The 12,724-nt window shown below is 73.3% G+C and carries 10 protein-coding genes; 5 read left to right on the forward strand and 5 right to left on the reverse strand.

Annotated elements, in window-relative coordinates; translation table 11 throughout:
- Positions 1 to 65: 65 nt before the first annotated feature.
- Both ACIPN7_RS18005 and ACIPN7_RS18010 read left to right on the forward strand, forming a co-directional pair.
- Entirely contained in the window at positions 66 to 1,562 is a 1,497-nt protein-coding gene (locus ACIPN7_RS18005; protein WP_400545076.1) for a BadF/BadG/BcrA/BcrD ATPase family protein, read from the forward strand.
- A 636-nt stretch (positions 1,563 to 2,198) separates the two neighbouring features.
- Complete coding sequence (locus ACIPN7_RS18010; protein ID WP_400545078.1) at positions 2,199 to 3,224, forward strand: DUF4037 domain-containing protein; 1,026 nt, start codon at positions 2,199 to 2,201, stop codon at positions 3,222 to 3,224.
- A gap of 28 nt (positions 3,225 to 3,252) precedes the next feature.
- On the opposite strand, the gene ACIPN7_RS18015 is transcribed toward ACIPN7_RS18010, so the two are convergent.
- Positions 3,253 to 3,924: a M15 family metallopeptidase gene (locus tag ACIPN7_RS18015; RefSeq protein ID WP_400545080.1), complete on the reverse strand. Its 672-nt coding sequence runs from the start codon at positions 3,922 to 3,924 to the stop codon at positions 3,253 to 3,255.
- Positions 3,925 to 4,012: 88 nt separating this feature from the next.
- On the opposite strand from ACIPN7_RS18015, the gene ACIPN7_RS18020 reads away from it, so the two are divergent.
- Both ACIPN7_RS18020 and ACIPN7_RS18025 read left to right on the forward strand, forming a co-directional pair.
- The gene (locus ACIPN7_RS18020) at positions 4,013 to 4,675 is read left to right on the forward strand and encodes a response regulator transcription factor (protein ID WP_400545083.1); all 663 of its coding nucleotides are present in this window, start codon (positions 4,013 to 4,015) and stop codon (positions 4,673 to 4,675) included.
- Positions 4,672 to 5,838, forward strand: coding sequence for a sensor histidine kinase (locus ACIPN7_RS18025; protein WP_400545086.1), 1,167 nt, complete (start codon positions 4,672 to 4,674; stop codon positions 5,836 to 5,838). Before ACIPN7_RS18020 ends, ACIPN7_RS18025 begins: the two co-directional genes overlap by 4 nt.
- Positions 5,839 to 5,915: 77 nt before the next feature.
- Here the strand turns inward: ACIPN7_RS18025 and ACIPN7_RS18030 are convergent, their stop codons facing one another.
- Both ACIPN7_RS18030 and ACIPN7_RS18035 read right to left on the reverse strand, forming a co-directional pair.
- Positions 5,916 to 6,620 carry an SDR family oxidoreductase gene (locus ACIPN7_RS18030; protein WP_400545089.1) on the reverse strand — a complete coding sequence of 235 codons (705 nt, stop codon included), beginning with the start codon at positions 6,618 to 6,620 and terminating at the stop codon, positions 5,916 to 5,918.
- Complete coding sequence (locus ACIPN7_RS18035) at positions 6,620 to 7,918, reverse strand: MFS transporter (protein ID WP_400545092.1); 1,299 nt, start codon at positions 7,916 to 7,918, stop codon at positions 6,620 to 6,622. Before ACIPN7_RS18035 ends, ACIPN7_RS18030 begins: the two co-directional genes overlap by 1 nt.
- Before the next feature lie 74 nt (positions 7,919 to 7,992).
- Between ACIPN7_RS18035 and ACIPN7_RS18040 the strand changes: the two genes are divergently transcribed.
- Positions 7,993 to 8,469 (forward strand): winged helix-turn-helix transcriptional regulator, encoded by a 477-nt coding sequence (locus ACIPN7_RS18040; protein WP_400545095.1) that lies wholly within the window; start codon positions 7,993 to 7,995, stop codon positions 8,467 to 8,469.
- 72 nt (positions 8,470 to 8,541) lie between these two features.
- On the opposite strand, the gene ACIPN7_RS18045 is transcribed toward ACIPN7_RS18040, so the two are convergent.
- Positions 8,542 to 10,311, reverse strand: coding sequence for an ABC transporter ATP-binding protein (locus ACIPN7_RS18045; RefSeq protein WP_400545098.1), 1,770 nt, complete (start codon positions 10,309 to 10,311; stop codon positions 8,542 to 8,544).
- 71 nt (positions 10,312 to 10,382) lie between these two features.
- The gene (locus ACIPN7_RS18050) at positions 10,383 to 12,704 is read right to left on the reverse strand and encodes a PQQ-dependent sugar dehydrogenase (RefSeq protein ID WP_400545101.1); all 2,322 of its coding nucleotides are present in this window, start codon (positions 12,702 to 12,704) and stop codon (positions 10,383 to 10,385) included.
- Positions 12,705 to 12,724: the final 20 nt, after the last annotated feature.

Below are 12,724 nucleotides of genomic sequence, written 5' to 3' on the forward strand. Positions count from 1 at the left end.
TCCCGGGTGAATATGTGCCGGTGCCGATACTGACTGTGGAGCAGGGCGGGGCAAAGGACCCCGAAGTGGACGCTCGGGTGGTAGGCGTGGACATCGGCGGCACGGGTTCCCGCCTCCGGTTCAGCGCCGGGCGGGGCGGCGTGTCCTACGAGGTGACGGGGCCGCCGGCGACGGTGGTCGGCGGGCGGTCGACCGTGCCCGAGGTGGTGCGCGAGCTGTGCCGCGGCTTCGCCGCCCGGTTCGGCGGTCGTCCGCGGGTGTCGGCCGCCGCCGTCGGGATGCGCGGGTTCCGGTCCATGACCCAGTCCGGAACGCTGGACCCCAACCGCGTGCACGACATCCTGTCCGAGGAGCTGCGGACCACCTCGACGGCCGTCTCGAGCGACGCGGTCACGGCGCACCTGGGCGCCATCGGCACCGGGTCGGGCGCCACGCTGGCGGTGGGTACGGGCGCGGTGGCCGTGGCCTGCGACGACGTCGGCCGCTGGCACCTCGCCGACGGGATGGGGCCCCACGTAGGCGACAACGGCGGCGGCGCCTGGATCGGCCGCCGCGGCCTGGACGCCGCGGCACGGTCGATGGACGGCCGCCGCATGGGGGCGTCGCCGGGCCTGGTCCGGGCCGCCGAGGAGCACTTCGGACGGCGGGAGCGGTGGGCGGCCGTCAACGACGTGTCGTTGTTCGCCGGGTTCGCGCCCCAGGTCATCACGGCGGCGGACTACGGGGACCTGGCGTGCCGCGAGATCCTCGACGAGGCCGCCCGCTCCCTGGCGGACGGGCTGTGCGCGGTGCTGAACCACCCCGGCGTCGTGCCGGTGGCGGTCACCACGGGAAAGCTGCTGATGCACGCGCCGACGCTGCGGTCGATGGTGGTCCAGCACCTCCTGGAGAAGCGGGACGACGTGCGCGTGCTGCCCAGCGCCGGCCTGCCGCTCGACGGGGCGCTGGCCCTGGCGCGCATGATGGCCGCGCACCCGAACGTCGTCCAGGAGCACGTGCCCCTGCTGGCGGTCCGGATCGGCGCCGCGCCCCGGCCCGACGACTCCGTCACGCTGCCCCGGGTGGTCCTCCCCGCCGTGCGGCCGCTGCGCGAGGCCGCTGCGCCCACCGCCTGGGCGGTCGAGGTCCGGTCGGACTACGAGTGGTCGGCCGAGCAGGCTCCGGACGCCGGCCCGACCCCGGCGTCCCCGGCCGCCCTGTCGTCCCGGACCGTCCCCGCCTCGGCGGCCTCAGCGACCTCCGTGACCGACGCCGTGGTGCCGCTGACGGGCGAGCGGCTCGTGGTCGGCCGTGCCTCGCGCAGCCGCGGCGTGGTGCCGGACATCGTGTGCGAGGACACCGGCGTCTCGCGCCGGCACTGCGAGATCGCCTGGTCGGAGGGCGGATGGAGCGTCGTCGATCTGGGGTCGGCCAACGGGACCTACGTCGCGGCGCGGGGCGACGCGCTTCCGACCGAACCGCTGCGCCCGGGGGAGCGTCGCTGGCTGGCCGACGGCGACCGCATCTACGTGGGCGGCTGGACCTGCCTCACGGCGCGCGCCGTGACCGCCAGCGTGCGCTGAGCCCGCCGGCGGACGGCGCGCCCCGCTCCGGTGCGGCGCGCTGACAACCGCTCCGGTGCGGTGCGCTGACAACCGCTCCGGTGCGGTGCGCTGACAACCGGTGGTGCGGTGCTGGTCGTGCGGCGGTGGGGGTGGTGACGCGAACCCGGACGGTGGGTGTCGGCCGTGCTGAATTCCGTGCGTCCTGGGCTGCCCCGATCAACCCTGGCCGAACTATCCCGCTCAGCCGGATTATCAGTGGCACATCTAAACGCGTTCAGCTTTGCTGAATTGTTCGGGTGTGCCGTATTTCCGGATATATAGCAGTACCTGGTAATTGCTGGCGTGATTGTTCGGCCGCGCTGGATTTTCCGGGATGCGGCCTCACAGGGTTCACGTCGGCCGAATAGTTCGCCTGGGCTGGAATTTCGAAGGCATGGTCTGTCCTGGCTGGACTGTTCGGGTGAGCCAGACAACGCATGGGCGGGCCGAACGTGGTTCATCCCCGCCGACACCCCTCGAACCAGTGGTGTGTGCCCCGGAGCCCGGATCACGTTTTCCGCCACGGGCGGCTCAGGTGCGGGGCGCAACGGCGCGGGAACGGGGGCGGGCACGATTGACCTGGACCCGCCGTGTCGCGGCTCCTAGGTTGACCGCATGTCCGGAACCGAGCTCGCCCACGCATACTGGGCCGACGTCGTCCGCCCGATCCTGGACCGGAAGCTGCCGGACGTGCCGCGCGCGGCCGCCCGGCTCGGCTCGGGCTCGGACGTGCTGGGCCTGGACGACGACACCTCGCGCGACCACGACTGGGGCCTGCGGCTGACTCTGCTGGTCCCCGCCGAACGGGTCCGTGAGGTCGACGAGGTCCTCGCCGCGGCCCTCCCGACGTCGTACCAGGACCTGCCCACGGCGTTCCCCGTCACCTGGGACCCGACCGTCCGGCACCGGGTCGAGGTGGCCGCACCCGTCGACCTGGTCCGGTCGCGCACGGGGCTCGACCTCGGCGGCGACCTCGGCGTCACCGACTGGCTGGCACTGACCGGGCAGGCCGTGCTGGAGGTGACAGCGGGACCGGTGTTCGAGGACGCGCCGGGAGAGCTCACCGCGCTGCGCGAGCGGCTCGCGTGGTACCCGCACGACGTCTGGCTGCACGTGCTGGCCGCCGAGTGGACACGCGTCGAGCAGGAGCTGCCGTTCGTGGGGCGCACCGGTCAGCGCGGCGACGACCTCGGCTCCCGGCTCCTCGCCGCACGCCTGGTCACCGCGCTGCTCCGGCTCGGCTTCCTCCTGGAGCGGCGCTGGCCGCCGTACCCCAAGTGGGCGGGCACGCTGTTCGGGCGGCTGCCCGTGGCGTCGCCGGTCGGCGGCGAGCTGGCCCGGACGCTCGCGGCCGGGACCTGGCAGGAGCGGGACGCCGCCCTGCGCGACGCGTGCGAGGCGCTGCACGCGCGGCAGCGCGCCGTGGGCCTGCCCGCGCTGGACGGTCCGGTGTGCCAGGACTTCTACGACCGGCCGTTCACGGGCCTGCGCGACGTGGCGGGCGTGCTGCGCGCCGCCGTCACCGACCCGGAGGTACGGGCGCTGCCGCACCGTGGCGGCGTCGAGCAGTGGGTGGACGACGTCGGGACGCTCACCGACGCGGGTGCGCGCGGGCGCCTGGCCCGGGCCTCGCGGGCCTGAGCGGGCGCGGTCCCGCGCGCGTACGGCCTCAGCCGCCGGCGTTCTCCAGCAGCGCGGGGCACGTGCCGCCGGGCCTGGTCAGCAGCTCGAAGTGCCAGATCTCGTTGGAGTACACCTGGCACAGCCCGTACTCGGTGCCGTGCTGGATGAGCCAGTAGGCGCCCTCGGTCGGACCGATGTCGATGGCCTTGCCGCTCACGTGCTCGGACAGCTCGGGCGTGCTGACCCGCTCGCGGGCGGCCTCCAGGCTGCCGTACTCCGCGATGGCGTCGTCGAGCAGCCGCTGCTGGTACGCGGGGCTGCGCCAGCCGCTCGTGACCCAGAAGTCGATGCCGTCGTCCGCGGCGTCGGCGGCGGCCTCGCGGACGGCAGCAGAGAGATCGGCGTCGAGGTTGGTGATCGCCGGGAGGTCGTCGTCGAGCGTCGCCGCACCGTCCGGGATGTCGCCGCCGGCCACGCCGGTCGACCCGGCGTCGCCCGCCGAACCGGGCCGGCCCCGGTCGAGCACCTGGTCGACGGCCTGCACGACCGGCGCGTCGCCGCGGTCGAGCAGGGGATAGACGCCGAACACCGCGGTGAGCACCACGGCGGCGACCACGAGGGTGAACACCATCGGGCGGCGGGTGCGCCGCGGTCGAGGGACGTGCCGGGGCGGGCCGCCGACGCGTGCCGGCGGGTGGGCCAGTTCGTATCGAGTCATGAGCCCAGCCCACCGGGGCTGACGTTGCCGGGGCGTCTTCGCTTTTGGATACGCCCCGGATATGCGCCCGCCGGTAGCGTGTGCTGACATGCGCGTCTTGGTGGTGGAGGACGAGCCCTACCTCGCCGAGGCGATCCGGGACGGGCTGCGGCTGGAGGCGATCGCCGCCGACGTCGCGAACGACGGCGCGTCCGCGCTCGACCTGGTGGCCGCGAACCCCTACGACGCCGTGGTGCTCGACCGGGACGTCCCCGTGGTGCACGGGGACGAGGTGGCCCGCCAGGTCGTCGCGGAGCACCCCGCGGTCCGGATCATCATGCTGACCGCGGCCGGCGAGCTGACCGACAAGGTGAGCGGCTTCGAGCTCGGCGCCGACGACTACCTGACCAAGCCGTTCGCGATGCGCGAGCTGGTGCTGCGGCTGCGTGCGCTCGCCCGGCGGCCGGAGGCGACGACACCGCCCGTGCTGGAGCTCGGGCCGGTGCGGCTGGACCCCTACCGCCGCGAGGTCTACCGCGACGGCCGGTACATCGCGCTCACCCGCAAGCAGTTCGCCGTGGTGCAGGTGCTGATGGACGCCGGTGGCGGAGTCGTCAGCGCCGAGGAGCTGCTCGAACGCGCCTGGGACGAGAACGCCGACCCGTTCACCAACGCCGTGCGCATCACCATCTCGACGCTGCGCAAACGCCTGGGCGACCCCTGGCTGATCCACACGGTCCCCGGCGTCGGGTACCGGTTCGGGGAACCGTGACCACGCCCGCCCTCGGGCAGCGCCGCGCCGGGCCGTCGGTGCGCCTGCGGCTCACGCTCAGCTACGCGGGGTTCCTCGTGCTGGCGGGCACGGCCCTGTTCGCCGCGCTCCTGCTGGTGCTGCGGTACGTGCCCGACGAGAACCTCATGGTCCAGGACGGCGGGGGCTTCGCGCCCAGCCGCTCGGACCTCCTCGACGTCGCCGTGCCCCTGTCGGCTGCGGCGGTCGGCTTTCTCGCGCTCGTCGGCCTGGTGGGCGGCTGGATCCTGGCGGGCCGGATGCTCCGCCCCCTCGACCGGATCAGCGAGGCCGCGGCGCTCGCCGCGGACGGCTCCCTCGACCACCGGATCGCCCTGGAGGGGCCCGACGACGAGCTGCGCCGGCTCGCCGACACCTTCGACATGATGCTCGCCCGGCTGGAGCGTTCCTTCGAGGAGCAGCGGCGGTTCACCGCCAACGCCTCGCACGAGCTGCGCACGCCCAACACCGTGGTCAAGGCGCTGCTGGAGGTGGCGCAGGCGGATCCGGCGGGCCGAGACGTGGACCGTCTGCTGAGCCGGCTGCACGAGACCAACGAGCGCTCGATCGCGATGGTCGAGTCCCTGCTGCAGCTCGCCCGGCTCGATCACGACAGCCTCCGGGCCGAGCCCGTCGACCTGGCCGACGTCGTCCGCGAGGCCGTCCGGGTATCGCCGGAGCTGGACGCGCCGGCCCCAGCCCTGGACGCGCCCGCCCCGGCGGGAGACAGACCCGGCCCGGCCGGAGGCACCCCGCCGGAGCTGGTCCTGACGCTCGACGCGGCAGCGGTCCACGGCAACCGGGTGCTGCTCGGTCAGCTCGCCGCCAACCTGCTCGGCAACGCCGCGCGGCACAACCTCCCCGCCGGCGGCCAGGTCCGGGTCGGCACCCGGCTCGACGACCGCCGTCGTCCGACGCTGGTGGTGGAGAACACCGGAGCGCCGCTCGATCCGGCGGTGGTCGCCACCCTGGCCGAACCCTTCGTGCGTGCCGATGCCCGAACGCGCCGCCCGGACCGCGCCGCCGGCAGCGGGCTCGGCCTGTCGATCGTCGCGTCGATCGCCCGGGCGCACCGTGCGGAGCTGGCGCTCGCCGCCCGCCCGGGCGGCGGCCTGACCGCGACGGTCACCTTCCCGCCGTCCTGAGTGCCTCGTGTCAGACGCACCCGCACGTGTCAGACGTACAGGTCACCGGAGGGACCTGTACGTCTGACACGACGGGCTCAGGCGCTCTGGAGCTGCGGGTAGAGGTCGCTCAGTGGACCGGAGAGGGCCGCCTTGACCCGGCGGCTGGTGTCGTCGGCCAGCACCTCGGGCTCGCCGGCCTCCAGCCCGTCGAGGATCGCCGCCACGATGTCGCGAGGGTCCTCCTTCGGCACGTCGAGCCGCTCGGTCATGGGGGTGTCCGTGTAGCCGAGGTGCGCGCCGAGCAGGTGCGTGCCCTGGCCCAGCAGCTCCACGCGGAGCGCGTTGCTGTACGACCAGAACGCCGCCTTGGTCGCCGAGTACGTGCCCATGGCGAACCAGCTCAGCGCCGAGTGAATGTTGATGATGGCGCCGCCGCCGTTGCGCGCCAGCACCGGGGCGAACTCCTGCGTGACGCCGAGCTGGGCGAACACGTTGGTCTCGAACACCGCGCGGACGTCGTCGAGCGGCGTGCTCAGCACCGGCCGCCCGCGGTCGGAGATCCCGGCGTTGTTGATCAGGACCGTCGTGTCCCCGGCCAGCTCGGCCGCGGCCGCGACCGACCCGGGGTCGTTGATGTCCAGGGGCAGCGGAACCACACGGGGGTCGGTCCACTCCCGCGGGGTGCGGGCGCTGGCGTAGACCTTTGCGGCGCCCCGCAGGAGGGCTTCGGCGACGAACGCGCGGCCGAGGCCGCCGTTCGCGCCGGTGATCAGGACCACGGCGTTCTTCAGATCAGTCATCACGAGCTCGCTTTCATGAGGTGGTGCGGTGCGGTGTCGAGGGGAGCGGTGTCGTCGGGAGTGGTGCGGAGACGAGCGGTGTCGGTGCCGGCGGGGTGCTGCTCGGGTGCGGCGGGCGCCGCCTCGGGTGCGGCCGCCCGGGCGCGGACGGTGAGCACGGCGGCCAGCGCGAACGCGATGACGGTCGCGCTGCCCACGACGAGCGCCGTCTGCAGCCCGAGGGCGGTGGCCAGGCGGCCGACGGCGAGGGCCGTGCCCGCCTGCACGAGGTACGCGACCAGGTAGGCCGACGACGTCGTCGCGGCGCGGTGCTCCGGGGGCGCGCTGCGGGTGACCAGGGTGACGCCGCCGGAGAACAGGAGGCTGTAGCCGGCGCCGCCGATCAGGGAGTACAGGACCAGCGCGGTCATCGAGTGGGTGGCGCCCGCGACGAGCATCAGGCTCTGCGCGGCCAGCGCGGCGACGGCGCCGAGCCGCAGCGCCGTCGGCGCACGCAGCCGCCCGGTGAACAGGGCGACCACGCCGATGGCGGCGGCGGAGATCGCCAGGACCACGCCGTTGACAAAGGCGTCGTCGGACCGCACGGTGTCCCGCGCGAACTGCGCGCCGATCCCGAGAAAGATGGCGCCGAGCGCGTAGGCGGCGCTGACGCCGAGCGCACCCGCCACGAACGGCAGCCGGTGCCGCGGCACGGCCAGCGGCCGGGGGCGCCAGCCGTGCACGGCGGTGCGCAGCCGCCGCGGCAGGTACCAGGCGGCCACCACGGCGACGACGACGCCGGCGAGCAGCACCCCGTAGCCCGCGTGCAGCGGGTTGGTGCTGAACTGTACGGTCGCGCCGCCCACGAGCAACGCGGTGATGAGGCCCACCGAGGACGCGCCGGCGGTGATCGCGCCGGTGCGGTCGCGGGCGTCGTCCGCCCCGGCGGAGGCGATCACGCTCGTGGCCGGACCGAGGCTGAGCCCCACCCCGACGCCCATGAGCGCGCGGCCCACGAGCAGCAGCGCCAGGTTCGGCGCGAGCAGGAACATGAGCCCGCCGAGCCCGAGGAACCCGAGGCCGGCCAGGATCGCGCCCCGGTTGCCCACGGTCTCCGAGATGCCGCCGAGCAGGAGGAGCGTCGCGATCAGGGCGACGGGGTAGGCCGCGAAGACCGTGGTGGTGACCGCCGTGGTGAGGTGCCACTGCGCCGCGTAGACGGGGTAGACGAGCGTCGGCGCCGCCGATGCCCAGAGCGCGAGGGCCACCGCGGCCGCCGCCGCCCAGCGGCTGCCGCGTGCCGCCCAGGTGAAAGTCATCGAGGTTCCTATCTGAGTTGGGAATCACAACCTAGCACCTGGATTGGAAAAGACAACCTAGATAGGATGTGGGCATGAGCACAACGCCCCGCGAACGCAACGCCCGCTGCTCCGTGGCCCGAAGCCTCGAGGTCCTGGGGGAGAAGTGGACCTTGCTGGTGGTCCGTGAGGCCTTCTTCGGCTACACGCGGTTCGCCGACTTCCGCGCACGGCTCGGCATCGCGCCCGACGTGCTGACGGCACGCCTGGAGACCCTGGTCGAGGGCGGCGTGCTGGAGCGCCGGCCGTACCGCGACGCGGGGCAGCGGCAGCGTGACGAGTACGTGCTCACCGAGGCGGGGGCGGAGCTCAAGACCGTCCTGGCGGCGTTCGCGGCGTGGGGCGACGTGCACCGGCCCTCGGGGTTCGGGCCGTCGGTCGTGTACGTCGAGGAGGCCACGGAACAGCCCGTCCGGGTCGCCTTCCTGACCGAGGACGGGCGGGAGCTCCCTCCCGACGCCGTCTCGGTGGTGCCGGGCCCGGGCTCGCTGAGCGGCGGCGCAGCGGCCTGACGGCTGGACGGCCGGTCACGCCGTGCCGGACGAGTTGCGCCGGGCGTTGCCACGTGCCGATCTCGGCGGGCGTCAGCCCGCCTGGGTCTCGTGGAGGGTCGCGTACCGCCCGCCGTGGGCGACCAGGTGGTCGTGCGTGCCCTGCTCGACGATCCGGCCGTGCTCCAGCACGACGATCCGGTCGGCCTGGCGGATGGTGGACAGCCGGTGCGCGACGACCAGCGTCGTCCGCCCTCGCATGAGGCGGCCCAGCGCCTCCTTGACCAGGGTCTCCGACTCGGTGTCCAGCGCGCTGGTCGCCTCGTCGAGCAGCAGCACCCGGGGGTCGCGCACCAGCGCGCGGGCGATCGCGATGCGCTGCCGCTGCCCGCCGGACAGCCGCGCCCCGCGCTCGCCGACCACGGTGTCCCAGCCGTCCGGCTGGGCCTGCACGAAGTCCAGCGCGTTGGCGTCCCGCAGCGCGGCGCGCACGACGTCGTCCGAGGCGTCCGGCAGGCCGTAGGTGACGTTGTCGCGGATGGTGCCCTCGAAGAGCACCGACTCCTGCGGCACCACCGAGACGTGGCGGCGCACCGTGCGCAGGTCCAGCTCCTGGGCGTCGACGCCGTCCACGAGCACGCGGCCGGACGTCGGCCGGATGAACCCGAGCACCAGGTTGAGCAGCGTGGACTTGCCCGAGCCGGACGAGCCCACGAACGCCACCGTCTGGCCGGCCGGGATCGTGAGCGTCACGTCGTCCAGGGCGTCCTCGTCGGCTCCGGGGTAGCGGTGGTGCACGTGGTCGAGCGTCAGCTCGCCGGCCACGGCGTCCACGGTGCGGCGGCCCTCGTTCTCCTCCAGGTCGGGCTCCTCCAGCACCTCGGCGATGGAGCGCACCGACTCCATGCCGCGCGCCGTGACCGGCAGGAGCATGAGGAGCTGGGTGAGCCCCTGGGTGAGCAGCGTGAAGTAGCTGGAGAGCAGCACCACCTCGCCGGCCGTGACGGGCAGCAGCCCGGTGAGCGAGAAGACGGCGGCGAGCGCGAGGCATGTCACGCCGAGCAGCTGCATGGTCACCCAGGAGAGCGACGCGACGCGGCCGTTGAGCATGTCGAGGTGCAGGCCCGCGCGGCGCACGCCGTCGGCGCCGGCGGCCAGGCGCGTGACCGCCGTCTGCTCCAGGCCGTGGGCCCGGGTGATCGGGATGAGCGAGGCCATCTCGCCCACGCGCGAGGCGAAGCCCTCGACCTCCCGGCGGAACCGTTCGTTGCGGTCCCGCGAGCGCCGGGCCGTGAACCAGCGCAGCCCGAGCGCGAGCGGCACGGCCAGCAGGTAGACGGGCAGGAACTGCGGCACCTTGAGCGCCGTCATCGTCACGGCGCCCACCAGCACCATCAGCGAGGAGAGCAGGGGGTGGGTGACCTGCTGGAGCATCGTCTCGATGTTCTCGACGTCGCGCACCACCTTGGACTGCACCACCGACGAGCTGGCCCGCGAGTGGTAGCCGATCGACAGGCTCTGCAGGCGGGCGGCCAGCGCGTTGCGCAGCCCGGCGCCGGTGTCGCGCACCACCGTCATGAAGCTGCGCGTGTAGACCAGGTGGTTGGGGAAGTTCTGCAGCAGCAGGACGGCGGCCACCGCGAACCAGACCAGCACGTCGCGCACCTCGCCGCCGGTGGCCACGATGTCGATGACGGCCGCCGTGACCACCGGCAGGAACCACATCGGGATCTCCTTGACGGTGAACGCCGCGACGGCCACGGTCATGCGGCCGGGACGCCGGGCGAGCAGCCGCAGGATCGACCGTGCCGGCTGGGTGCTGTCGATGCGGATCGGGGCGGTAAGCGCTTTCTCGGCAGCCATGGCGCCCATGCTATCCACCACGTGTCAGACGTACAGGTCACCGGGGTGACCTGTACGTCCGACACGTGCGGTCAGCGGGTCATCAGGCGGTACTGGGCCTCAACCTCCCTCGGCGTGATGGCGCGGTCCAGGAGCTGGATCGTGTCCATGCGGCAGTTGCAGGGGTTCCGCTCCTGCGTGTCCTGCGGGAAGCTGCCGCCGATCTTGATGCCCCGCGGCGTCGTGGCCGACGTGCCCGTGCCGTCCACCTGCCACGGGTCGCCGTCCACCACGTAGAAGCCCGGCACCCGCTCACCGTTGCGGAACAGGGCCATCTTCCCGGTCGTGTAGTCGAACGTGGCGGCCAGGTGCACCCACTCGTCCTGCGGCAGCAGGGTGCGCCAGTCCTCGCTCGCGGCGAAGGTCTGCGACGCGCCGCCGTCGATCCGCCGGCCCAGCGCGACCAGCCGCAGCTCGCCGTCCACCTGGATGATCTCCAGCAGGGCGCGCACGCCGTGCCCGTCCGAGTCACCGCTGAGCAGGCCCGCCAGGCCCACGGCGTTGTAGTAGTCGTCCGGGTTCGCGGTGGTGGTGTTCGGGCTCGGGTTCTGGCCGGTCATCTTGACCCAGCCCATGACCGTCACGCCGTCCACCCCGTTGAACGCCGACAGGGTGCTCACGCCGCCCGCGTTGTAGACGCCCGCCTTCCAGTCGTCGTTGCCCGCCGTCAGCGGGTTGATCTGGCCGAGCTGGATCGAGTTGTTGCTGCCCGGGTAGGCGCCGTCGGCCACCCGCATGTCCTCCCCGCCGTTGATCAGGTTCAGGTACGTGCGGGACAGGCCGCGGTCGATCTCCACGGCGCCGTTCTGCTGGAACGGGTGCTCGAAGTCGTAGAAGCTCACCGAGCTGCCCGCCAGCGAGCGCGGCACGTCCTGCGGCACCGGCGCGTGCACCGTGTCCACGATCTTCCAGATCTTGCCGTTCGCCTTCGCCACCAGGTACAGGTCGCCCGACGCGTCCCGGCCCATCCGCAGGTCGGCCCGCTCGTCACCCGTGAAGTCGGGCATGCGCTTGCGGGTGCCGTCGGTGTCGTACAGCGCGAGCTCGTACATCTGCGCCTCGGGGCGCCCGCGCCGCATCTGCGACTCCTTGGCGTAGAACACGCGCCCCTCGACCAGGTCGGTGAAGAGGTACTTGCCGTTCAGCGCCGGCAGGTCGCGCCCGCGGTAGACGAACCCGCCGCTGATCGCGTACCCGCTGTCCGCCGTGCACGACCAGCCGGGCGGCGGGTCGTGGTCGTACGCCACCACGGGATAGGTGAAGCCGAGCTCGTCGTCGTCCTCCGGCAGCGGGTACAGGTTGCAGCGGTCGGCGGCGTCGAAGACGTACTTTCCCTCCCGGTCGCCCCAGCCGAAGTTGTCGCCCGCCTCGACGTCGTACACGGCCTCGATCGCGTGCTCGCCGATGTGCCCCAGGAACATGCGGCCGGTCTTCGCGTCCCAGCTGAACCGGTGCGGGTCCCGCATGCCGATCGCGTAGATCTCGCCGAGCGTGCCCGGCGTGCCCACGAACGGGTTCGACGCCGGGATGCCGTACGTCCCGCCCGGCCCGTTCGTGCCCGCCGGGTCGATCCGCAGGATCTTGCCCGCCGGGGTACCCCGGTCCTGCGGGACGCCCGTACCGACGCCGATGCCGCCGTCGCCCACCGCGAGGTACAGCAGGCCGTAGTCCTCGTCGCCCGGCCGCGCCGTCGGGTTGAAGTCGATCTGCTGGATGGCGTGCACCTGCCCCGCGAAGCCCAGGCGCATCACCTCCCGGCTCGTCCCCGAGAACACGTCCGCGTCCGGGTCGTCGGCCACCCACTCCGTGACCACCGCGTGCAGGAACGTCGGCGTCTGCGCCGGGTAGGTCGTGGGGTCGGACGGCGGCCCGGCGTTGCCGGGGCGCTCGCTGTGCACCGTGTAGAACGTGCCGTTGTGCTCGAAGTCCGGGTGGAACGCCGCGAACCCGAACCCGCTGCCCATGCCCCGCCCGGAGAAGAACTCCGGCGCGAACCGCGCGGCCACGTCCAGGTACACCCGCGGCTCGCCGTCCTCCACGAAGTACAGCGGGCCGTTCAGGTCCGGGACGTACGTGCGGCCCGAACCGTCCGGCAGCTCACCGATGCCGTTGATGCGCGCGTGCCGCATCAGCCGCCGGTCGACCGGCGCCGGGATCGGCTCCGTCCTCGGGAACTGCGCGTACTCCTCGAGCACGAGGCCGATCGTCGACTGCTTCTCCTCGGGTGCCGGGTCCTCGATCGGGTCGCCGACCGGGGCGGCCGTGGCCAGCGTCGCGGTCGTCAGCCCGGCCAGCGCGGTAGCGGTGATCGCCACCGCGGCCACCGCCGACCGCCATCGTTGTCTGGTGCGCATGGTGCCTCCTGAATGTCGTC

Origin of the sequence: Promicromonospora sp. NPDC090134, assembly GCF_044746965.1 — a bacterium.
GTDB lineage: Bacteria > Actinomycetota > Actinomycetes > Actinomycetales > Cellulomonadaceae > Promicromonospora.